The organism is Mycolicibacterium sp. lyk4-40-TYG-92, assembly GCF_030209435.1.
GTDB lineage: Bacteria > Actinomycetota > Actinomycetes > Mycobacteriales > Mycobacteriaceae > Mycobacterium.
This window is the reverse complement of the sequence record NZ_JARVRX010000010.1, coordinates 403,186-425,367: the sequence shown is the minus strand read 5'-3', so window position 1 is coordinate 425,367 and position 22,182 is coordinate 403,186. Positions and strand designations below refer to the sequence as shown.

Below are 22,182 nucleotides of genomic sequence, written 5' to 3'. Positions count from 1 at the left end.
ACCGTCAGTTCGGCATCGGGATCGGGTACGACGGACCTCCGTATGGAGTGTCGATCGTGTAGCCCGGGTAGTGCGGTGTCTTGTCGGTCACCGCGTGGGGGTCATACCCCGGCGGCGGACCGGCAGTGTCGTCACCCGGCGGCCGCGGCGCGTTGCGGGCACCGCGGACCAACAACGATGGATCCTGATCCTCACAGTAGGTGTACTTGTACGGCTCGGGGAAACTCGCGTCCGACGGAGGGTGCCGCGGCAGGTTGTAGTCGCACCGGTACTTCGGGTAGATGTCACCGATCGCCCAGACACCGCCGTCGTGAACGACGGAGGCGAACCGGTCGATGAACGGGTCCCGGTCCGGCCGCCAGATGTACTCCAGGCCCGGAATGCGTTGGTAGATCACCTGCGAGGCCGTGGTCAGGTTGCCGAGGATCTGCACCACGTTCTGCCGGTTGTCGGCGATCAGGTTGTCCAGCGTCGCGAGCTGCGGTTCACCACGCTCGACCAGGGTACGGAAACCGCCGTCCATCCTGTTCACGCCGTCGAGCACTTTGGTCAGGTCGTTCGTGGTGGCCGCCAGCCCCGGACGCACATCGGCGACAGTGCTGAACACGACGCGGGTGGTCCGGATCATGCTCACAGTCTCCGGCAGCACCGAATCCACGGTGTTGGCCAACAAGCTCGCGCCGTCCAGGATCGCCGCAAGCTTGCGCGGTCCGTCCTTGGTGACGTGCAACTCGTTGAACATCTTGCCGAGCTTGTCGGCATCGAGCTGCGCCAGCGCGCCGCGACTGTGGTCGATGATATGCGGCAGCGTCACCGGGATGCTGGCCTGCTTGCCCGAAATCACCGCGCCGTCAGTGAGATACGGTCCACCGCCATGCTCCGGCCGGAAGTCCAGGTACTGCTCCCCCGCCGCGGACAGACCGGAAACCCGCACCGGGCTGTCGGTGGGGATGTGGGCCGACGAGTCGACGGAGGCCACTGCCTCGACACCGCTGCTGGTGAGGTTGACCGCCGCGACGTGGCCGATCGGGATGCCGCGCAACGTGACGTCCTGATTGGTCAGCAGGCCACCGGATTCGGGCAGCAGGATCCGGATGGCCATGGTCCGGTGGAACGGGTTGAACCGCAGGCCGTCGATGGCGATGTAGCCGAACGCGATCACCGCGGTGAGCAGCAGGCCGAACAGCGCGAGCACCACCTTGCGGCTCGCCACCGACTTGACGATCCGAATGATGAACGCCACCAGGCTGTTCAGCGCGTTCATCGGGTCCGGTCCGATCCGTAGATGCGGCCGAGCAGCATGTTCCACTCGTAGCGCAGGCTACCGATCATCAGGTGCCAGTCGGTGCCGTCGGGTCCGTGGATACCGGGGTCGCCCGCGTAGTTCTTGTCGGGCAGTGCACCGATCGCGATCCTGGAGATTTCCGCCTCCACATGCACCGCGGTGGAACTGGTGGCTTTGACCAGGAGGCCGATCAGCCGGTTGAAGGCGGTCAGCGAGATGTTCGGGTCCAAGGCGATCTCGTTGAACACCTGCGAAAGCTTGTTGACATCGGCGGCGACGCTGCGGGTGTCGGTGCCCCGCATCGACGGGAACTTCGACAGCTGCCGAGTGATGCGGCCGACGTTGTCCACCACGTCCATGATTCGCGTGGTGTTGTCGGAGAGGACCGCCAGCGCGGGGGCACCGGCGGACAGCGCGGTGTCGATGCTCTGCTGGTGCCGGGCAACCTCGGCTGCCATGTTCGACGTGCTGCGCAACGTCGCGTCCAGCTGTGCCGACCGCGCCGTCATCTTCGCCAGGAACTGGTTGGTCTCCGAGATCAGCCCGGCCAGCTTCTCGCCGCGACCGCCGACCACCCGGCCGGCACCGTTGACATCGGTGGTGAGGGCGCGGATGGCGCCGCCATTGACGAGCATGGCCAGCGAGTTGAGGAGTTCCTCGACCGTCGGGGCCGCGGCGGTCGACCCCAACGGGATGGTGTCGCCGTTACGTAGCAACGCACCGCCGTCTGCCTTGTCGTCCGGTGGCCGAATCTGGAGGAACACGTCGCCCAGTGGTGTGGCCGACCGCAATTCGGCCGTACTGCCCACCGGCAGTGGCACATCCCGACGGATCCGCATGGACACCATCGCGGTGAAGTCCACGGCCTCTATCGAGGTCACTTCACCGATGTCCGCGCCGTACAGGCGCACTTTCGCCTTCGACGGCAGATTCAACGCGTCGGTGAACACCGCGTTGAGGTTGTAGGTCCCGCCCCGGGACCCCGGGGACGGCAGCGGCACGCTGTCCAGGCCCGCTGCGCAACCGGTCAGCACCAACACGCTGCCGAGAACTCCTGCCCAGCGTGCGCCTCGCACAACGGATTTCACGCTCATCGCGTCGGCCCTCCCGGCGCGGGCGCAGCGGGCGCCGGCGTGGCCGACGGTGTCGCGGGTGTCGCGCCCGGCTTGGGCGGTTCGCCCTGACCGGACGGACCGATACCGTTGGCCATCAGGTCCATCATCGACGTCAACCCGAAGTCCGGGCCGTAGTCCTGCAATGTGCCGGTCGCGCAACCCAATTGCTTGAGGCCCATCAGGTTGCACAGTTCTTTGTTCAGCTGGTTGTAGGCCAACAGCTTGTCGGTCAACAGATGTCCGCGGATGCTGCCACCCACCGGGTCCAGCACGTTGTAGACGTTGTCCAGGGTCAGCGGCAGGACGTCCAGCGTCTCTTCCAACTCACGCTTGTTGTCCGAGAGGGACCGCGTCACGGTGTTCAAGTCGCCGAACGCGCCCTTGAGTTGATCGCGGTGGCGATCGAGCAGCCCGCTGACCTCATCGAGGATCTCATTGGCCTTGGCCCCGGTGCGCCCCGACCCGAGATTCTGGTCGGCGAGGATGTCGCTCAACTGGTGCACATTGCCGCCGAATTGGCGGATGGCGGCATCGTTCTCGGCCGCGGACTGGGTCAGGTCGGAGACGCTGCGGATGATCTCCTGCAGGTTCTTCTCTGTCTTCGCACCGCCATCGGGGCCGACCTTGAGGGCCTCCGACAACTTGGTCAGCGTCGACTTGATCTGCGTGCTGTTCTCCGAGCTGATCCGGGACCCCAGGTCCACCAGATCACCCAGCGGCCCACCGCCCTGAGGGTTGCCCTTCAGGGCGGTACCCAGTTTGTCGATCATCGACAGCGTCTTGTCGAACTCGACCGGAGTCCTGGTGTGGCCCAACGCGATCAGATCACCGTCGCGCAGTTTGTTCCCGCCCCGGTAGGGCGGGGTCAGCTCGACGTGCCGGTCCGTGAGGATCGAGGCGGACACAGTAGCGGCCGTGACGTCGCTGGGGATCGGGATCTTCTTGTCGATGTCCATGGTGACTTCGATGTAGCCACCCTTGTTCACCACCGAGTCGACCTTGCCCACCTGCATACCGAGCACCGACACCGCGTTACCGGGATACAACCCGACGGCGTCCTGGAAGTGCGCGGTCACGGTGATGTTGCGTTGCCACACGCGCGGCGCCACGGCCGCCGCGGTCGTCACCAGCGCGACGATCGCGATAACGGCGATCGCCCCGAACATCAAGGCACGCTTACTCATTTGCAGTCCTTGAAGTACTCGACGATGTTGAACTGGCGGGCGCGGCCGCTGATCGCGCACATCCAGGAGTCGACCATGATCCCGGCGGGCAGGGTGATGTCGGCACCGTTGCCACTACCGGTCAGGTTGGCGATGTTGCGTGCGGTGATCGGTGCGACCTGCAAGATGCTGCGGACCAGAGCGTCGTGCTCGCCGAGGAGCTTGGCGAATTCGTGCAGGTTGGCGATCAGCGCGTCGAGCTGCGGCTCGTTGGCCAGGAGCGTGTGCGCGCGGTCGGCGAGCAGCGTCACGCCGTCGAACAGCCGCTGCATCGCGGCCCGCCGGGTAGTGATCTCTCCGAGAATCTGGTTGCCCTGCAACACAAGTGCCCCGAGGTCGGCCTTCTGCCGATGCAACAGCGCGGCGATGGTGTCGGCGTTGGTGATCAGCGTCCCGAGCTGGTCGCGGCGCGACTGGATGACGCCGGCCAGCGAATTCAGGTTGGTCAGCGCCTCCGGCAGGGCGTCGGGCACACCCTGCAGGCTGCCGCTCATCACGCGCACCGACTCGGCGATCTTGTCCGCATCGAGCGGTGACAGGGTGCTGGTCGCACCCTCGAGCGTCTTCTGCAGGTCATACGGCACCTCGGTATGACTCAACTTGATGGTGTTGCCGGGCAGATGGCCCGCACCAGCCGGGCTGATCTCCAGGTACCGCGAGCCCAGGATGGTCGTGAGTTTGATGGCCGCGTGCGTGTCGGTGCCCAGCCGGACGTTCTTGTCGGCTTTGAAGGTCACGACCACGTGGTCACCGGCCAGCTCGACGTTCTGCACCTCGCCGACGTTGATGCCCGCGATGGTCACGGCGTTGCCGGATTTGATCGCGGCGGCCTGGGCGAACTCGGCGGTGTACTGCTTCTTGCCGACGTCCAGGATGCTGATCAGCACCACGGCGGCGACCATCACGATGATGACCGTCAGGCCGATCACACCGAGCCAGAACTTGTTGTAGTCCTCCAGGACTCGCTTGCGTCCGCCCGGGATGTTCGCCGGGCGGAGGGGGCCACCGAACAGGCTGCTCATCGGCACACCGCCGTGTGCCAGGTCTCGTTGCCGTTGCCCGGCGTCGCCGCGACGACGAACCGCCGGAACCAGTTGAGCAAGCCGCGCCACAGGCCGAAATCGAGGTCGCAGACGTAGACGTCGATGTAGGTGCCTTCCTGGCCCGCGCGGGCAAGTCCCTTGAGCAGCAACGGCACATTGGCCACCGCGTACGCCAGGCGTTGCTTGCCGTCGGTCACGCTGTACTTCAGGAAGCCCGGCTCGCGGTCGATGAACTGCTGCATCTGCGGGGTTATCGCGTTGACGATCGCCGACAGCCGTGTCACGTTGGCGGTGATGGACCCCACCGAGGAGACCAGCTCATCGCGCCGGCTGTTCAGGGCGGCGATCGACACCGAGGTTTCGTGCAGCATCGTCTGCAGATTGGTGCTCTGCTGAGCCAACGTCGTCATCAGCCTGTCCAGGTTCGCGATCAAATCCCCCAGGGCCGCATCGGGACCCGCGAGCGTCTGCGTCAACACCGAGGCCTGCGTCGTCAGGGTCAGCAGCGAGCCCTGGTTGCCCTGGAACGCCGTGATGATGGCATTGGTCAGGTTGTCCACCTGCTGCGGGTCGAGCTCGGTGAACAGTGGCTCGAAACCGTTGAGCATGTAGGAGATGTCGAACGACGGATTGGTACGGCTCTCCGGAATCTGCGCTCCGACAGCAAGTTTGCGCTTGTCACCTTCGCCCTGGCTCAACCCCAGGTACCGCTGGCCGATGATGTTCTGGTAGGTCACCGAGGCCAGCGTGTTGGTGTACAGCGTCTGGTTGCTGCGCACCTGGAACGACACTTTGGCCTGGTTGTCCGGCGTCAGCTCGATCTTGTCGACGCGACCGACCCGGACGCCGGCCACCCGGACATCGTCGCCTTCGGCCAAACCCGACACGTCGCTGAAGATCGCCGAATAGCTCGAGGTGGGCCCGGCGACGTTGCGCTGCAAGGTGGCGAAGACCATCCAGGTGACGGCCACGGAGAAGACCAGGAACAGCGTCAGGAAGACGACGGTGCTGCGCTTCAATTTCATGGCTGCCCCTCCGGGATCGGAGTGACGTGCACGTCCTGCCCTCGGGCCACCGGGCCCAGCAACAACTGGGTGGCGGATGTGGCTGGGCCACCGACGATCTGGCTCAACTGGTCCTTCTCACTCGGGCTGCCGACCGGCCCCACGGTGCCGCCGTAGAGCGGTGCGGACTGCTGCTGGACCTGACCGGCCGGTGGGGGTGCGCCGGCTTCGGCCGGCAAGGGCGGGCCCGGGGGTACGGGCGCCGGCTGCGGTGCGGGCGCGGCCTGCGGTGCGGGCGGCGCGTTCGGGTCCGGCGGGCCGGGAAACTCCGGCACGATCGGGACCGAAAAGCGCGGCGGCGCAATGTTGGGACGGTTCTCGGTCACCCACGGCGGGGTCGCCATACCCATCGATTCCAGGCCGGGCTTGAGGTCGGGCGCGGTCGGGGTTTCCGGTGCGGTCTGGCAGCTCGGACCCTCCATCGCGCCGTACCGCGGGCAGTCCGCCCGGGTGTACTGGCGCGACGGGTTCATCGAGATGACCGCCTTCCAGATGATGTTGCCGGTGTCCTGATTGACACCTTCGTCGTAGATCTTGTTGGCCAGGGCCTGCAAACGTGTTGAGACGCCGTGGAATTCGCCGGCATGGTCGGCCAGCACACCCATCGCGGGCGTCAGGCCGGTGCTGACCTGGATCATCCGGTCACTCTGGTGCTCGAAGGCATCCCCCAGCGTGCCAGTGGTATTCAGGCCGCCCGACAGAAAATTGGTCAGCTGCGTCCGCTTCTCGGCGAACGTCCGCATCGGCTGTACCGAGCTGTCCAGCGCCGTGAACAGGTCCGGCGACACCGTACGCAGGCTCTCGGCCGCGGCCTTCAGTGCGGACAACGTCGTCGGCCCCGTGTCGTCGGACTTCACGACCGTATTCAGTTGCTGCATGATCGCGTTCACGTCATGACCGGCGTCGGTGATCTTCTGTCCCCGGCCGTGGGTGGCCTCGGAGATGGCCGCGAAGACGCCGACATTGTTGGCATCGGGTGACTGGCCGACGGCCTTGAGGAGCTGGCGCAGTTTGGCCAGCACGTTCTGGAACAGCACCGTGGGCAAGGTCTGGTCTTCGAGCACGACGTCACCGGAACGGATCGAGCGCGCCCCGTCGCCGTTCTGCACCAGCTGCACCGCCGATACCGCAAAGATGTTGGCGGGCACCACGCGAGCGGTCACGTTGTCGGGAATCTGCGCGGCGAACTGCGGCTGGATGTTGACGTGCACCACGTTCGGCTGACCGTGCTGCGACGGCGTCACACCCGACACCATCCCGACGATGACACCGCGGAACTTGACGTCGGACCGCTCCGGCAGACCGTCACCGATATTGATGAGCTTGAGCTCGACGCGGACGAAATCGTCCAGCTTGCCTTGCGATTTCACCACCATGAGGACCGCGGCGAACGACGCGATCACCGCGAAGCACAGGCCGATGACACCCAGCTTGCGGTCGGTCGAGCCCCGCGGGTCGTGGTCGAACGAGTTACCCATCAGCCACCGAACCTCGCACCACTGATGACGCCCCACAGCGCCATGGTGAGCAGCATGTTGACGATCATCACGACCGTGACACTGCCGCGCATCGCCCGGCCGGCCGCCACACCGACACCGGCCGGGCCACCGGAGGCGAAGTAGCCGTAGTAGCACTGGATGGTCGACGAGATGAACACGAAGATCACCGCTTTGACGGTGGCGAACAGCACGTCACGGCCCTCGAGGAACAACCCGAAGTAGTGCAGGTAGGTACCCGTGGACTGACCGGCCACGACGCTGACCAACTGGCACGACAGGTAGGCCAGGGCCAGCGCCGCGAGGAACAGCGGAACCACCGCGATGACCGAGGCCACCACCCGCGTCGCCACCAGGTATGCCACCGAGTTGATGCCGAGGGTGTCCAGCGCGTCGATCTCGTCATTGATCCGCATGGCACCGAGCTGCGCGGTGAACCGGCAGCCGGCCTGCGCGATGAAGGCCATCGCGATCATCGCCGGCGCCAGTTCGCGGGTCGTCGCGAACGAGGAGACCAGACCCGTGGCGGGCCCCAGGCCCAGCAGATTCAGGGCGTTGTAGCCCTCGACGGCGACCAGTGCGCCGGCCGTGACACCCAAAACGCCGGCCACATTCAGCGTGCCGCCGCCCACCACGATGGAGCCGTTGCCCCACGTGATGTCGGACAGCAGCCGCAGCAGTTCCTTCCGGTAGCGCAACCACATCGTCGGCACGGCCAGCACGACCCTGCCGAAGAACTCGATCATGTGGCCGGTGCGCCCGGCCGCCTTCAGCAGCCCGTTGCCGACCGCGGTGAACGGCCGCAGCAGGCCCGGGGTGAATGTTGAGGGAGCGGCCATGTCAGATCGACGTCTTCGGGAACACGATGACGTACAGCTGGCTCATCACCACGTTGACGATCATCATCAGCAGTACCGACTCCACCACCGCGGCGTTGACCGAGTTCGCCACACCGGCCGGACCGCCCCGGGTGTCCAGCCCCTTGTGGCAACTGATCACCGCCACGATGACGCCGAAGACGACGGCCTTGACCATCGCCAGCGCCAGGTCACCGACCGTGGAGAACGACGAGAACGTGGCAATGAAGGAGCCCGGGGTGCCGTTCTGCAGATAGACGTTGAACATGTAGCTCGCCAGGTAGCCGACGAAGCTGGTGACGCCGGTCAGCAGCACACCGATGAGAACGAGCGCGGCCAGCCGCGGCACGACCAGGCGCTGGATCGGGGACACGCCCATCACCTCCATGGCGGAGATTTCCTCACGCATGGTGCGCGACCCGAGATCGGCGCAGACCGCCGAACCCACCGCCGTCGCCAGCAGCAGCGAGGCGACCAGCGGCGCGCCCTGCCGGATCACCACCAGCCCGGTGGCCGCGCCCGACAGCGATGACGCACCCACCTGGCCAGCCAGCAACGCGAACTGGATCGACAGCGTCACGCTGATCGGGATGGTCACCAGAACCGTTGGGGTGAAGGCGGTTCCGGCCATGAACGCGGCCTGGTCCAGGAACTCGCGCACCTGGAAGCGGCCCTTGATGATGTCGAAGAACAGGTACTCCAGTGTCCGCAGACCGAGCACGATCTGCCCACCGGCCGTGCTCAGCGATGCGATCGGGTGGTTCTGCAGATAACGCTTGACCCAGTCGATGGCCTCGGCGATGGCGCCCCACTTCGCCAGTCCCCGTGGTTGTGCCTGGTCCGTCATCGAGCCGCCGCTTCCCGGCCGGACTGCGGCCACTCGGTGGCGATGCCGCGGCACACCAGTTCATTGCTTGCGAGGGTCTGCGCGAGCAACTCCTCGCGGCTCGGCTTCTGTCCGTAGCGAAGGGCGATACCGAACGGGATGGCGCAGATGGTCTGGGCGGTGGCGCGCACGTCGACGTCGGCACGGATGTAGCCCTGCTTGATGCCGTCCCGAAGCATGGTCGCGAGAACGCGGGCGCCGTCATCGAAGAGACGCTGGAACTCCTCGGTCATCTGCTGATCGACACCGGCTGCCTGCACCACGATCAGCTGCATCAAGCGCGGTTCGTCGGCCAGAAGTTCGCTGTAGGCCATGCCGATCCCCAGCAGGTGATCACGGAATTCGGTGATCGATGTCAGCCGCCCCGGCGTCGGATCGCCAATCGCCGCGAGCACCCTGGCGTTGACCTGGCGCACGGCGTGGTCGACGATGTCGCGCTTGTTCTCGAAATAGCGGTAGAACATCGAGTGGCCGGACCCCAGGCGCTTGGCGATGTGACTGATGGAGGTCTGGTGATATCCCCGCTCAGCGAACTCCGCCAACGCCGCTTCGATGACTTCCTCGCGTACCAGCTCAGCGCGCTTCGCACGCTGGCGTTCCGCCATCGTCGCGCGCGCCTCGCCTGTCACGCGGATCACAGTAGCGCATCGATTCCGGTTTGGAACACACTCTTCGCGAAACGGAATGAATTGTCTCGCGAGGACGTGCGGTGCGGCGTCCGGTTTGCTGAACTTCACACTTGGCGTTGCCGCTGCACAGTAGGGCGGCTTCCCCGACCATGGGCCGGTTTGGGCATTTTCACCAAACACCCACAGCTTCGAGCGGCGCCGTGGTAGGCGGCAGCGGCGCACTATCCTGCCCCCATGGCAATGGATCGGATCACCGTCGAAGTTCGAGATGGCATCGCCTACGCGACGCTCAACCGCGCCGACAAGATGAACAGCCTGGATCTGCCGATGCTGGAGGCGCTCGCCACGGTGCCCGACCGACTGGCCCGCGACCGTTCGGTGCGCGTCGTGATTCTTCGGGGCGACGGGCGCGCGTTCTGCACCGGGCTGGACTTCGCCGGAGCAAAGCTGCAGGGGCTGAGCGCAGTGCGCAACTTCGGCAAGTTCCCGGGGCAGAAGACCAACCTGTTCCAGCAGGCCTGCTGGGCTTGGCGCGAGTTGCCGGTACCGGTGATCGCGGCAGTGCACGGCCACTGTTACGGCGGCGGGCTGCAGGTCGCCCTGGCGGCGGACTTCCGCATCGCGACGCCGGACTGCAAGTTGTCGGTCATGGAGGCCCGCTGGGGCCTGATCCCGGACATGACCGGGTCGGTGACGCTGCGCGAACTCCTGCCGATCGATGTGGCCAAGCGGCTCACCATGACCGCCGAGGTGTTTTCCGGGACCGATGCGCTGGGCTATGGACTAGTCACCTCCGTCGCCGACGATCCACTGCTGGCCGCCGAGGAGCTGGCCGCACAGCTGATCGAACGCTCCCCCGATGCGTTGGCCGCCACCAAGAAACTCTTCGACTCGACCTGGACGTCGGCGCCGCGCTGGGCATTCTGGACCGAGTCGCTCCTGCAACTACGTCTGCTTCGGGGGCGCAATCACCGGTTGGCGCGCAAGGCCGGGCGCGAAGGCACGCCGGTTTGGGCACCACGGTCCGTGGACTGAAGTCCCGACTTGCCGCCGGATTTTGACTTCGGTTCGGGCTTGGGCGTCAGAGCCTTCGTCAGACCGTTGATGAGTCCGGCCAACGGGTTGGGCAACTGCCCGAATGTCTGCGACGGCGACGCTTTCTTCGGCTTCTTCGGCGGCGTCTGGGTGATCGCGACGGCGGGGCTGACGGCCGATGTCGTGACGGGCTTGGGCGCAGCCAACGGGGTAAAGGCGCCCGGCTGCATGGCTGCGGCGCGGACCTTGCCGGCCTCGGTGACGATGGCCTTCGCGACGACGTTCGCCGCGTTGTTCACCACTCCGATGGCGGTCTGGACACCGGCCATGGCCGCGCGAAGCGGATTGCCGCTCTTCGCCAGTTCCTGAGCGACGGCGTCGGGCACGTGGAACGCGCCCGCGAGGAAGAAGTTGAAGCCCGGGAAGATCACTGCCGCAACCACATTGATGACGCCGATCACCGCGACCTGGAACACGCCGCGCGGCATGACGGTCGGCTCGGGGTTTCGGACGACGGGCGCGTTGAGCGCGTCGAACGTCTGCTGACGGAAATCCTGGAACGCCGCGAGGACCGCACCGGGACCGCCGAGGATCGCGGGAGGAATGTTGAGCAGACCCACCACACCGACCTCGAAAGCGTTCAGCGCCCGCTGCGCCGGAATGGCGGCATCCACATCGATCGCCTTGTCCATGGCCGCCGCGGTCGGCCCCGTCATTGATGCGCCGGCGATACCGAGCGCCTTGAGCGGGCCATTGGCCGGCAGCGCGGCGAGGAACACCCCCGGCTCCTGCAGTGTGGTCGTGATGCCCGTCGTGACGGTCTGCGCCAGCAGCGGACAGATGAGAGAGCAGTAGATGCCCTGGTTCTTGATGAAACTCGTGATCAGGCCACCCGGTGGAACCGTTGCGGCCAAACTGATTTCGCGCGTCACCGTCGGCGGGGACGGATGCTGCGCGGCAGGCGCGACGGGTGCCAGTGGTGCGACGACCACCAAAGCAACGGCGGCAGCGGCGAGGTCGACGGGCAGGCGTGCGGACAGTTGCATGGCGGTCCCCTTACGCAGCGGTTGTGGGTACCACGAACTACAGAGCCATTCGGTTCAATCGGCGCGGGAATCGATCTGCGCGCCCGGCGCGCCGAGGCTGATCAGCAGGTTCCGGGTCGGCGGCTGCGCGAGGTCGGCGACCGTGGTGGTGTTCAGCGACGCATAGAACGCCGCTTTGGCCACCGCCAGGGCCGCACGGAGCCGGCACCCCGATTGCAGCGGACAATCCAGCCCGCTGCAGTCGACCAGCTCGCTGTCATCGTCGTCTTCCAGCGACCGCACCACGTCGCCCAGGCGGGCGGTACGGCCGCCCGCGGTGAGGGCGAGACCGCCGCCGCGACCGCGGTCGGCGTCCAGCCACCCGGACGCCGCCAGGTGCGCGCACGCCTTGGTCGCGTGCGTGTACGAGATTTGCATGTCCTCGGCGATCTGCCGCGTCGAGATCCGCTGCCGGCCGTCTTCAGCCGCCAGCCGGATCAGAATCCGCAGCCCGACGTCAGTGAAACCGGTCAGCCGCACCCGACCACGCTATTTAATCGTCATAGCCGATGCAAATAAAACATGGTCGCCCAGAGCTCCACCACCGAAGGACCTCCGACCTCCCCTGGCATGTTCGATCTGGAAGCGTCCACTTTCCTTGACTGTCAGGGAAAAGTTGACTGCGCCAAATCGGATGTGCCACCGGAGAGCCGGACGTCCCCTCGATCAGCGCTATCAGTGCGCGAGGTGCTTCTTGAGCTCCGCGCGAGCGAGGGCGTTCTTGTGCACCTCGTCCGGCCCGTCGGCGAAGCGCAGGGTCCGGATGCCGGAGTACATCGCGGCCAGCGGGAAGTCCTGCGAGAGCCCGCCGGCGCCGTGCACCTGGATGGCCTTGTCCAGAATCCACTGCACGGTCTGCGGCGTGGCGATCTTGATGGACTGAATCTCGGTGTGCGCGCCGCGATTTCCGACGGTGTCCATCAGCCATGCCGTCTTGAGCACCAGCAGCCGCAACTGTTCGACTCGCACGCGGGATTCCGCGATCCAGTCCCGGATCACGCCTTGCTCTGCCAGCGACTTGCCGAACGCGACCCGGTCGGCAGCGCGCCGGCACATCATCTCGATGGCGCGCTCCGCGACCCCGATCGCACGCATGCAGTGGTGGATGCGGCCCGGGCCGAGACGCGCCTGGGCAATCGCGAATCCGCTGCCTTCTTCGCCGATCAAGTTGGACACCGGAACCCGCACATCGGTGAACCGCAGCTCGGCGTGGCCGCCATGGTCGTGATCGTCGTACCCGAACACCTCCATGCCGCGCAGCACCTCGAGCCCGGGGGTGTCCCGGGGAACCAGGATCTGTGACTGCTGGCGATGACGTTCCGAGTTCGGGTCGGTCTTGCCCATGACGATGAAGATCGCGCAGTTGGGGTTCATCGCGCCGGTGATCCACCACTTGCGGCCATTGATGACGTACTCGTCACCGTCGCGGACGATGGACAGGCCGATGTTGGTGGCATCCGAGCTGGCGACATCGGGTTCGGTCATGGCAAAGGCCGAACGAATGTCTCCGTCCAGCAGCGGTTCGAGCCATCGGCGCTGCTGCTCCTCGGTGCCGAACTCGTTGAGCACCTCCATGTTGCCGGTGTCCGGAGCGGCGCAGTTGAACACCGCGGGTGCCAATTGGATACTGCGGCCGGTGATTTCGGCCAGCGGCGCGTATTGCAGGTTCGTCAGGCCGGCGCCCTTCTGACCCGGAAGGAACAGATTCCACAAACCGCGGCGGCGCGCTTCGGCGCGCAGCTCCACCAGCACCGGGGTGCTGTCCCAGGCCCAGCGGTTGTCCAGTGCGGCAAGCTGCTCGTGGAACGTCTTCTCTGCGGGGTAGACGTGGCTGTCCATGAATGCCGTCAGCTCGGCGATCATTTCCTTGGTCTTGGCGTCGTAGGCGAATTCCATGTCAGTGCTCCTTCAGTGCGTTGAGTCCGAAGTCCAGCAGGGAGTGCACCGCGTCCCCGGCGAACGAGAAGCCGTCGCCAACGGTCTGGCCGTTGACATAGCGGTAGTGGATACCTTCGAAGATGCCCGCCATCTTGAAGAAGGCCAGGCCCAGGTAGAAGCCGAAATCGCCCAGACTGCGGCCGATCCCAGCGCGGTACCGGTCGATGATCTCCTGCTCGGAGAGGAAGCCCGGTGCTTCGCTGACGTCAGAGACCTCCGGGTTACCCGATGCGGCGAGCCGCCCGTACGCGACCATCAGCGAAAGATCGGTCAGCGAGTCACCGATGGTGGCCAGCTCCCAGTCGAGCACTGCCGCCGGCTGGTCGTGCGAGTCCATCAGTACGTTGTCCAGACGGTAATCGCCATGCACGATGCCGGGCGCCGAGTCAGCCGGAACCCGCTGCGCCAGCGCCTGATAGAGCTCTTCCATGGCAGGCAGCTCCCGGGTGCGGGCCGCAGCGAACTGCTTGCGCCAACGCTCGACCTGACGTCCCAGGAAGGCTTGGGGCCGGCCGAAATCGGCCAGACCCACCGAGGCCGGGTCCACTGAATGCACGGTGATCAGAGTGTCGACAAGCCGCTCCGAGATCGCCCGGGTGCGCGCGGCGCCGAGCGGCTCCAGTTCGGTCGCCCGGCGGTACGGGGACCCGTCGACCTCTGCCATGACATAGAACGGCGCACCGAGCACTGCGACGTCGTCGCAGAAGGCGTACATCGTGGGCACCGGGACCGCGGTGGATGCCAGCGCCGACATCATCCGGTATTCGCGGCTCATGTCGTGCGCAGTGGCCAACAGCTCCCCGACAGGGGGGCGGCGGACGATCCACGATGAATTCCCATCCGTGACACGGTAAGTCAGATTCGACTTACCGCCGGCGATCAACTTCGCAGTGAGCTGGGCTCCGGCACCGGGCACGGCGGAGGGCAACCAGGCACCGAGCCGGTCCAGGTCCAGCCCGGGCAGATCGAGGTGGGTGTCCGCGGCCATCAGACGCCGCCGCCCAGAAGGACGCCGCCGTCGATTGTCAACGTCTGCCCGGTCATCCACCCGGCGTCGTCCGACAGCAGGAACGCGACCACCGAACCGATATCTTCGGGAACCCCAAGGCGTTTCAGCGCGTAGTTCTTGCTGACCTCTTCCTCGCGCCCTTCGTACAGCGCGGTCGCGAACCGCGTCTTGACGACGGCCGGGGCAACGGCGTTGACGCGGATGTTCGGGCCGAGTTCATAGGCCAGCTCCTCGGTCAGGTGGATCACCGCGGCCTTGGACACCCCATAGAGGGCAATTCCCGGGGCGGGCCGCAGGCCGGCGATCGACGCGACGTTGACGATGGCGCCGCCATGCTCGGCCTGCCAGGCCCGATTCACCTTCTGCACCCACGACAGCGCCGACAGCACGTTCACTTCCAGAATCTTGCGCGCGGCATCCATGTCGATGTCCATGAGTGGCCCGTACACCGGGTTGATGCCGGTGTTGTTGACGAACAGGTCTGCGCCACCAAAGGTTTCGATCGCCTTGGCCACCACGGCGTCCTGGTGCTCGGTGTCATCGGCCCGGCCGGCCACGGCCAGCGCGACGTCCGGGCCACCGAGGGTCTCGACGGCAGCGTCGAGCGCCTCCTGCTTGCGGGCGGTGATCACCACCTTGGCGCCGTCGTCGACCAAACGCTGGGCAATGGCGAACCCGATGCCCCGACTGGCACCGGTGACGATCGCGGTCTTTCCTTCGAATCGCGTGCTCATGTCAACTTCCTCGTGGGGTGGCAGTACAGAGTCCCAAACGAGTGGGACACATAGGCGAAGTGTGCCACACTGGCACATAGCTGCGCAATGTCCCATAATGGGCGGATGTCCGGAGCTGATTCGACGACACCCGCCCCGCCCGCGCGACTGGGCACGGCCTTGAGCCGCCAGGCCGCGGTCGACGCAGCGACCCGGCTGTACCTGGCGGGCGAGCCTGTCGACATGTCAGCGCTCGCCGCCGAACTCGGCATCGGCCGCTCGACCCTCTACCGGCTCGTCGGTAACCGGGAAGACCTGCTGGCCACAGTGCTGGCCGAGGCCACCGAACGAACCTTTCGGCGCACCGTTGCGGATATGGCCGCAGAGGCCGGACCCGACGCCGAACCGCCGGGCGGCACCGAATACATCCTGAAGGTGATGGACCGCTTTCTGAATGCGGTCGTCGATGCGAAACCGCTACAGGCGGTGTCACACCGCGAGCCATTGTTGATTGTGCGGCTCATGCTGCTGCCCGGGCTCGTGGAGCAGACGGCCGGGCGCCTGGTCGGCGAGCTCCTCGACGCCGAGGTGGCTGCCGGGCGAATGGAATTACCGCTGCCCACAGCCACTTTCGGCCTGGCGCTCATCCGCATGTGCGACGCCCACCTCTATGCGCCGCTCCTCGGTGGCGGTGCTCCCGAGATCGGCACAGCCCTCGACCTGGTGGCCGCACTGCTCGGCCACAACCGATCCGATGAAGGTTGAACCTTTTTCGGCAATCAGTGCGGCATTGAGGCAGAAAGGTTTTCGGCCACTTCGGCTTCCCAGCTCTCGATCGAGTGCGTGGTGTCGATCTCGAACTCGAAGCGGTCGGTCATATCCGGCGTCACGTCCTCGACGTCGACGTAGAACTGCTCGTACCACCGACGCTGCTGATACACCGGACCGTCTTCCTCGGTGAGCAGCGGGTTGTCGATGCGGGCCTTGTGCTTCCAGATTTCGACGTCCTGCTCGAAGCCCGTCTGCACACCATCGATGAAAGTCCTGGCGAGTTCCGCATTTTCCGCTTCGGTCAGGCCCGGCAGCTTCTTGACGATGGCGCCGTACTGCAGCACGAACGAGTTCGGGCTCACCGGGTAATGCGAGTTGATCAGGATGGTCTCGACGGTCATGCCGTTGGATACGCTGCGCAGCCGGTCGATCATGTAGGAGGGCCCGAAATATGAGGCCTCCGAATAGAGAATGGACGTCGGGTCATGGAAAGTACTGACGACCATGTCGTCCCGCGGCGTCGAATCCATCACCTGGGTGGCGACATGACCTTCGAAGATGTTCCTGAAGTTCCGGGGAAATGCGTAGTGCACGTAGAAGAAATGCGCCATGTCGACGTTGTTGTCGACGATCTCGCGGCAGTGTGAGCCTTCGATGAGTTGGATGTTCCAGGTCCAGTCCGTCCAGGCGTCGGTGCCGTATCCCTCGATCTCGGGGATGTCGACTTCCGGCGGCGGGGTGTTGCCCTGCGGGTCGTTCCAGACGAACAGTTGGCCGTTGCGTTCGAGTGTGCGCCAGGAGCGGGTGCGTGCCAGCCGCGGTGTTCGCTTGGCGTAGGGCACCAATGTGCATCTGCCGTCGCCGCCCCAGCGCCAGTCGTGGAACGGGCAGGCAATCGAGTCGCCTTTGACGCTGCCGTACGCGAGGTTGCCGCCCATATGCCGGCAGTATGCGTCGAGCACGTTGAGCCGGCCCTGACTATCGGCGAAGACCACCAGCGACGTGCCGAACGCGTCGACCTGGTGGGGCGCACCGTCGTTGAAGTCGCGGATCAGGCCTAGGCAGTGCCAGCCGCGGGCGAACCTCGTCGGATTCTCCCCCGCCTCGATCTGCCGGATTTCCGTTCGCTCCTGCTCACCAACCGACATCGCACCCCCATCGTTGATCAGCGCTGGAAATCGTTGATCTGCAATGTAACTAGCACGGCAAAGCCACTCCACAAGCAGAGCGTCCACTGAGCGGGACACCATCGCACGTCAGTCCGCAACGCTTTCCCGAGCGCCTGCTAACCATGACCATGAGTCGCCGACCCGATGTACGACGGCATCGGGCCCATCGGCGCGGTGAGCAGGCCGACAACCATCGAGAGGATGTTGGCCCTCGCGTCCGCCTCGGTCATCCCACCACGGCGAGGGCCGTCGGCCTGCCGCTCATGATCGGCCAGCAGGGTGAACATCACCGATGCCATCGAGCTCAGGCGTTGATGACGAACCGCCTCCGGCAGATGACCGAGTGCGCGCAGGATCCGCCCGGTGAGAACGCGCGTGGCGGGCCATTGGTCGCCGGCGAAGGTGAGGTCCGCCATGACGGGGTGGTTGCGGACACGCTCGAGAAACCGGGCGTAGTGGCATGAGCCGTCGGAATACGGGGTGTCGAACAGCGGCTCAACCAGAATCGTCACCAAGGCGGCCACGTCGTCGCCGGGCCGCTCGGCAGCTTCGTGCTCGGCCAATAGCGCCAGCCGCGCCTGCTCCAGCGGGGCCTGCCGGTGCGCGATGATCGCCTCGATCAGGCCGTCCCGAGAGCCGAAGTGATAGTGGACGGCCGAGTTGTTGCGCTGCCCCGCAGCCATTGCCACGTCGCGAAGCGATACTGCGGGGCCGGATTCCGCGATCAAACGTTCACCGGCGACCAGCAACTGTGTGCGCGCATCGGGCCGGTTCACGCGCTCAGTCTAGCTCCCACAAGCGCTGATGTAATCAACAATGCTTGACCAATTAAGCGTGAGCGCTTAGTTTGAATTCCGAGGTCGAGGCCGATGGCGCGACCAACCGGAAGGAAGCCATGACCGTCTCGTATGGACCGATCTGTCAAATTGCCTGGGTCACCGACGACATCGAGGCAACCGAGCAGCTGCTGAGCAAGCAGTTCGGCGTCGGCTCGTGGGTCCGGATGCCGGGCATCGAGTTCGGGCCGGAAACCTGCCGCCTCCACGACGAGCCCGCGGATTTCACGGCCCACATCTCGATGTCCTACTCGGGCGACATGCAGCTGGAGCTGATCCAGCCGGTGCGTGGCGTCAGCATCTACACCGAATTCCTGGATCGCAGCGGGCCGGGCCTGCACCATGTGTGTTTCGAGCCGGCTGATTTCGACGCGGCCGTGGCATCCGCGCAGGAACAGGGGCTGGCCATCGTGCAGCAGGGCGAGATGTCCGGCGGGTTGATGCGTTTCGCCTATGTCGATGGAGCGTCGGCCGGGGTGCCGTACATCGAACTCGGCGAATTCAGCCCCGATATTCGCGCGATGTTCGAGCACATCAAGAAGACCGCGGCAGGCGTCTGATGGTTCCGGAAACAGTACCTGCACAGAGTATTTCGTCGTTCTCCGACGAAGTGGACGTCATCGTTGTCGGGCTGGGCATGGCCGGTGGCTGCGCGGCAGTCGAAGCTGCCGCGTCGGGTGCGCGGGTATTGGTGCTCGAACGTGCCGCGGTGGCCGGTGGCACGACTGCCATGGCGGGCGGGCACTTCTACCTGGGTGGCGGTACCGAGGTGCAGCAGGCCACGGGTCAGCACGACTCTGCCGCCGAAATGACCGCCTACCTGACCGCGGTCTCGAAAGAGCCTGTGCCGGAACTGATCGACGCCTACTGCGAGGGCAGCGCCGAACATTTCCGCTGGCTGGAAGCACTGGGCTTCGAGTTCGAGCGCAGTTACTACCCGCACAAGGCCGTCATCCAGCCGGAGACGCAGGGCCTGATGTACACCGGCAATGAGCAGGTGTGGCCGTTCCGCGAGCAGGCGGCTCCGGCACCGCGAGGTCACAAGGTCCCGGTACCCGGCGATACCGGCGGCGCGGGCATGGTCGTCAAGCTTCTGGTCGAACGGCTGGGCGAACTCGGCGCGGAAATCCGTTACGAGACAGGCGTGTCCGCTCTCGTCGTCGACGACGACCGGGTCGTCGGAGCAACCTGGAAGCACTTCGGCGAGACGGGCGCGGTGCGGGCGAAGTCCGTCGTCCTGGCCACCGGCGGCTTCGTGATGAATCGCGAAATGCTCGCGCAGCACGTGCCTCGGCTGGCCGATGAGCGCGTTTTTGCCCTGGGCAGCACCTATGACGACGGCATCGGAATCCGCCTGGGTCAATCCGTCGGTGCCGCGACAAAGTACCTGGACCAGGCATTCGTGACCGCCCCGGTGTATCCGCCCGCCACCCTCCTCACCGGCCTGATCGTGAACTGCAACGGGGACCGGTTCGTCGCCGAAGACTCTTATCACGCAAGAACATCCGCTTTCGCCCTCGAACAACCCGACAGTGTCGCGTACCTCGTCGTCGATTCACGACATGTCGAGATGCCGACGATGCCGTTGGTTCAGTTGATCGACGGGTGGGAAGAGGTCGCCGAGATGGAAGCCGCCCTCGGTATCCCCGCCGGACGGTTGCAATCCGCGCTCGACCGGTACAACGCGAACGCAGCGCGCGGCGAGGACCCTGATTTCCACAAGGCGGCAACGTATCTGGAGCCGCAGGACACCGGACCCTGGGCGGCGTTCGACTTGAGTCTGGGCAAGGCGTTCTACAGCGGCTTCACCCTCGGCGGTCTGGCGATCTCGGCCGATGGTGAGGTGTTACGCGGCGACGGTAGCACCGTTGCCGGGCTCTATGCCGCCGGCGCCTGTGCCTCCACCATCGCGCAGGACGCCAAGGGGTACTCGAGCGGCACGCAGCTGGGTGCCGGTTCATTCTTCGGCCGGCGCGCGGGGCGCGCTGCCGCCGATGCGACTACTCAAGGGGCGCAAGATGACTGAGGTTGAGGTCAGGCACATCGATGCGGGTGTGGAGATGACGCGGTTCGCGCGGGGCTGGCACTGCATCGGGTTGGCCGAGTCGTTCCGCGATGGCAAGCCCCATGCGGTCGAGGCGTTCGGCACCAAGCTCGTGGTGTTCGCCGACTCGGCCGGTGCCATCAAGGTGCTCGATGGTTATTGCCGGCACATGGGTGGTGACCTGTCCCAGGGCACCGTCAAAGGTGATGCGGTGGCGTGCCCGTTCCATGACTGGCGTTGGGGTGGGGACGGCCGGTGCCAGCTGGTGCCGTATGCCAAGCGCACGCCGCGGCTGGCCCGCACCCGGGCCTGGCTGAGCACCGAGGTCAACGGGCAGCTGCTGATCTGGCACGACCCGGAGGGTTCGACACCGGGGCCGGAGCTGACGCCGCCGACCATCGAGGGGTACGGCGAGGGCCGGTGGTCGCCGTGGCAGTGGAACGCGCTGCTGATCGAGGGATCGCACTGCCGCGAGATCGTCGACAACAACGTCGACATGGCGCACTTCTTCTACATCCACCACGCCTACCCGACGTACTTCAAGAACGTCATCGAGGGTCACACCGCGAGCCAGTTCATGGAGTCCAAGCCGCGCCCGGACTATGCGACCCGGGAGCTGTGGGACGGTACCTACCTGCGGTCGGAGGCGACGTATTTCGGGCCGGCGTACATGATCAACTGGCTGCACAACGATCTGGCCCCGAACTTCACCGTCGAGATCGCGTTGATCAACTGCCACTACCCGGTCACCCACGATTCGTTCGTGCTGCAGTGGGGGGTGGCGGTGCAGAACAACCCGGGAATGCCGGCGGACAAGACCGCCAAGCTCGCGGCGTCATTGAGCCGCAGTTTCGGGGACGGCTTCATGGAAGACGTCGAGATCTGGAAGAACAAGACGCGGATCGAGAACCCGCTGCTGACCGAGGAAGACGGCCCGGTCTACCAGCACCGCCGCTGGTACGAGCAGTTCTACGTCGACGTCGCCGACATCAAACCCGACATGGTCGCCCGCTTCGAGCAGGAAGTCGACACCACCCACGCCAACGACCTCTGGCACGCCGAGGTCGCCCAGAACCTGGCCAACCGCACCACCGTCGACAGCTTGCCAAACAGCCTCTGACACAGTTCAATTGGCAGCCGGCCGCCGGGGCGGCGGGATCCGCGGTAGCGTTGAACACCGAGATGACCGGACCAGCTGACCTGCCCACCGTCATGCCCGCCGCGTTCATCGGGCATGGCAGTCCGATGAACGCCGTCGAGCGCAACCAGTACACGGCCGCATGGACAGAATTCGGCCAGTCGGTGCCACGGCCGCGGGCGATACTGGTGGTCAGCGCGCACTGGTACATCAACGCCACCGCGGTCACCGCCATGGCGCAGCCCCGCACCATCCACGATTTCTACGGCTTCCCGCAGGAGTTGTTCGATGTGCAGTACCCGGCCCCGGGACTGCCCGAGCTGGCCGACGAGATCGCCGAGACCGTGAAGCCCACCTGGATCGGCGCTGACCGGGACAGCTGGGGCATCGACCACGGCACCTGGTCGGTGTTACTCCATGCCTTCCCCGACGCCTCGATTCCCGTGGTGCAGCTGTCGATCAACGCCGAGAAGCCATTGGAGGAACACGTCGCGCTGGGCGCGCAACTGGCCGAATTGCGCAGCCGTGGCGTGCTGATCATCGGCAGCGGCAACATCGTGCACAACCTGCGGGCCATGAACGCGCGGCTTCCCGACAGCGGATTCGATTGGGCCACAAGGTTTGACGACGCCGCGGCCAATCTGCTGACCGCTGCGCCCGCCGACATTCTGCGGCTTCGCGACCATCCTGACTTCGCTGCCTCGGCGCCGACACCGGATCACTTCATCCCGATGCTCTATTTCGCCGGGTTGTGCGCGGCGGCCGACACCCCCGCGAACGTGCTCGTCGACGGTTACACCTACGGGTCGCTGTCGATGACGTCGTATGTGGTGACCTGACTTCCCC

Annotated in this window: 22 protein-coding genes; 6 read left to right on the top strand and 16 right to left on the bottom strand. The window is 65.7% G+C overall.

Annotated features, from left to right (window positions below; genetic code table 11):
* Positions 1 to 4 precede the first annotated feature (4 nt).
* From QRN63_RS16785 to QRN63_RS16745, 9 genes are read right to left on the bottom strand one after another with little or no spacing between them, the layout of a single operon-like run.
* The gene (locus QRN63_RS16785; protein ID WP_285031806.1) at positions 5 to 1,264 is read right to left on the bottom strand and encodes an MlaD family protein; all 1,260 of its coding nucleotides are present in this window, start codon (positions 1,262 to 1,264) and stop codon (positions 5 to 7) included.
* Positions 1,261 to 2,379: an MCE family protein gene (locus tag QRN63_RS16780; RefSeq protein ID WP_285031805.1), complete on the bottom strand. Its 1,119-nt coding sequence runs from the start codon at positions 2,377 to 2,379 to the stop codon at positions 1,261 to 1,263. Before QRN63_RS16780 ends, QRN63_RS16785 begins: the two co-directional genes overlap by 4 nt.
* The gene (locus QRN63_RS16775; RefSeq protein ID WP_285031804.1) at positions 2,376 to 3,584 is read right to left on the bottom strand and encodes an MCE family protein; all 1,209 of its coding nucleotides are present in this window, start codon (positions 3,582 to 3,584) and stop codon (positions 2,376 to 2,378) included. The genes QRN63_RS16780 and QRN63_RS16775 overlap by 4 nt, the downstream gene beginning before the upstream one ends.
* The gene (locus QRN63_RS16770) at positions 3,581 to 4,645 is read right to left on the bottom strand and encodes an MCE family protein (protein WP_267316217.1); all 1,065 of its coding nucleotides are present in this window, start codon (positions 4,643 to 4,645) and stop codon (positions 3,581 to 3,583) included. Before QRN63_RS16770 ends, QRN63_RS16775 begins: the two co-directional genes overlap by 4 nt.
* Positions 4,642 to 5,691: an MlaD family protein gene (locus tag QRN63_RS16765; protein WP_285031803.1), complete on the bottom strand. Its 1,050-nt coding sequence runs from the start codon at positions 5,689 to 5,691 to the stop codon at positions 4,642 to 4,644. The genes QRN63_RS16770 and QRN63_RS16765 overlap by 4 nt, the downstream gene beginning before the upstream one ends.
* The gene (locus QRN63_RS16760; protein WP_267316215.1) at positions 5,688 to 7,208 is read right to left on the bottom strand and encodes an MlaD family protein; all 1,521 of its coding nucleotides are present in this window, start codon (positions 7,206 to 7,208) and stop codon (positions 5,688 to 5,690) included. The genes QRN63_RS16765 and QRN63_RS16760 overlap by 4 nt, the downstream gene beginning before the upstream one ends.
* On the bottom strand, positions 7,208 to 8,065 hold the full coding sequence (locus tag QRN63_RS16755; protein WP_410506010.1) for an MlaE family ABC transporter permease: 858 nt from the start codon (positions 8,063 to 8,065) through the stop codon (positions 7,208 to 7,210). Before QRN63_RS16755 ends, QRN63_RS16760 begins: the two co-directional genes overlap by 1 nt.
* A 1-nt stretch (position 8,066) precedes the next feature.
* On the bottom strand, positions 8,067 to 8,930 hold the full coding sequence (locus QRN63_RS16750; RefSeq protein WP_285031802.1) for an MlaE family ABC transporter permease: 864 nt from the start codon (positions 8,928 to 8,930) through the stop codon (positions 8,067 to 8,069).
* Entirely contained in the window at positions 8,927 to 9,574 is a 648-nt protein-coding gene (locus tag QRN63_RS16745; protein ID WP_350224452.1) for a TetR/AcrR family transcriptional regulator, read from the bottom strand. The genes QRN63_RS16750 and QRN63_RS16745 overlap by 4 nt, the downstream gene beginning before the upstream one ends.
* 264 nt (positions 9,575 to 9,838) lie before the next feature.
* Between QRN63_RS16745 and QRN63_RS16740 the strand changes: the two genes are divergently transcribed.
* Positions 9,839 to 10,633 carry a crotonase/enoyl-CoA hydratase family protein gene (locus tag QRN63_RS16740; RefSeq protein ID WP_267316663.1) on the top strand — a complete coding sequence of 265 codons (795 nt, stop codon included), beginning with the start codon at positions 9,839 to 9,841 and terminating at the stop codon, positions 10,631 to 10,633.
* Here QRN63_RS16740 and QRN63_RS16735 read toward each other — a convergent pair.
* From QRN63_RS16735 to QRN63_RS16715, 5 genes are all read right to left on the bottom strand, one after another.
* On the bottom strand, positions 10,567 to 11,679 hold the full coding sequence (locus QRN63_RS16735; RefSeq protein ID WP_285031800.1) for a hypothetical protein: 1,113 nt from the start codon (positions 11,677 to 11,679) through the stop codon (positions 10,567 to 10,569). The genes QRN63_RS16740 and QRN63_RS16735 overlap by 67 nt on opposite strands.
* 54 nt (positions 11,680 to 11,733) lie before the next feature.
* Entirely contained in the window at positions 11,734 to 12,198 is a 465-nt protein-coding gene (locus QRN63_RS16730) for an RrF2 family transcriptional regulator (RefSeq protein WP_285031799.1), read from the bottom strand.
* A gap of 195 nt (positions 12,199 to 12,393) precedes the next feature.
* On the bottom strand, positions 12,394 to 13,614 hold the full coding sequence (locus QRN63_RS16725) for an acyl-CoA dehydrogenase family protein (protein WP_285031797.1): 1,221 nt from the start codon (positions 13,612 to 13,614) through the stop codon (positions 12,394 to 12,396).
* 1 nt (position 13,615) lies between these two features.
* Positions 13,616 to 14,644 (bottom strand): phosphotransferase family protein, encoded by a 1,029-nt coding sequence (locus QRN63_RS16720; RefSeq protein WP_285031796.1) that lies wholly within the window; start codon positions 14,642 to 14,644, stop codon positions 13,616 to 13,618.
* Positions 14,644 to 15,399 carry an SDR family oxidoreductase gene (locus QRN63_RS16715; RefSeq protein ID WP_285031795.1) on the bottom strand — a complete coding sequence of 252 codons (756 nt, stop codon included), beginning with the start codon at positions 15,397 to 15,399 and terminating at the stop codon, positions 14,644 to 14,646. The genes QRN63_RS16720 and QRN63_RS16715 overlap by 1 nt, the downstream gene beginning before the upstream one ends.
* 105 nt (positions 15,400 to 15,504) lie before the next feature.
* Between QRN63_RS16715 and QRN63_RS16710 the strand changes: the two genes are divergently transcribed.
* Complete coding sequence (locus QRN63_RS16710; RefSeq protein WP_285031794.1) at positions 15,505 to 16,143, top strand: TetR/AcrR family transcriptional regulator; 639 nt, start codon at positions 15,505 to 15,507, stop codon at positions 16,141 to 16,143.
* A gap of 14 nt (positions 16,144 to 16,157) precedes the next feature.
* Here QRN63_RS16710 and QRN63_RS16705 read toward each other — a convergent pair whose 3' ends face one another.
* Entirely contained in the window at positions 16,158 to 17,297 is a 1,140-nt protein-coding gene (locus QRN63_RS16705; protein ID WP_285031793.1) for a 3-ketosteroid-9-alpha-monooxygenase, oxygenase component, read from the bottom strand.
* 137 nt (positions 17,298 to 17,434) lie between these two features.
* Positions 17,435 to 18,094, bottom strand: coding sequence for a TetR family transcriptional regulator (locus QRN63_RS16700; protein ID WP_267316205.1), 660 nt, complete (start codon positions 18,092 to 18,094; stop codon positions 17,435 to 17,437).
* Between the two features lie 119 nt (positions 18,095 to 18,213).
* Here QRN63_RS16700 and QRN63_RS16695 point away from each other — a divergent pair, with 119 nt between their 5' ends.
* The 4 genes from QRN63_RS16695 (at position 18,214) to ygiD (ending at position 22,175) form a co-directional block, all read left to right on the top strand.
* Positions 18,214 to 18,714 (top strand): VOC family protein, encoded by a 501-nt coding sequence (locus QRN63_RS16695; RefSeq protein WP_285031792.1) that lies wholly within the window; start codon positions 18,214 to 18,216, stop codon positions 18,712 to 18,714.
* Positions 18,714 to 20,180: an FAD-binding protein gene (locus tag QRN63_RS16690; protein ID WP_285031791.1), complete on the top strand. Its 1,467-nt coding sequence runs from the start codon at positions 18,714 to 18,716 to the stop codon at positions 20,178 to 20,180. The genes QRN63_RS16695 and QRN63_RS16690 overlap by 1 nt, the downstream gene beginning before the upstream one ends.
* Positions 20,173 to 21,318: a 3-ketosteroid-9-alpha-monooxygenase, oxygenase component gene (locus tag QRN63_RS16685; RefSeq protein ID WP_285031790.1), complete on the top strand. Its 1,146-nt coding sequence runs from the start codon at positions 20,173 to 20,175 to the stop codon at positions 21,316 to 21,318. Before QRN63_RS16690 ends, QRN63_RS16685 begins: the two co-directional genes overlap by 8 nt.
* Positions 21,319 to 21,410: 92 nt before the next feature.
* Positions 21,411 to 22,175, top strand: a complete 765-nt coding sequence (gene ygiD / locus QRN63_RS16680) for a 4,5-DOPA-extradiol-dioxygenase (protein WP_502888153.1) — start codon at positions 21,411 to 21,413, stop codon at positions 22,173 to 22,175.
* Positions 22,176 to 22,182: the final 7 nt, after the last annotated feature.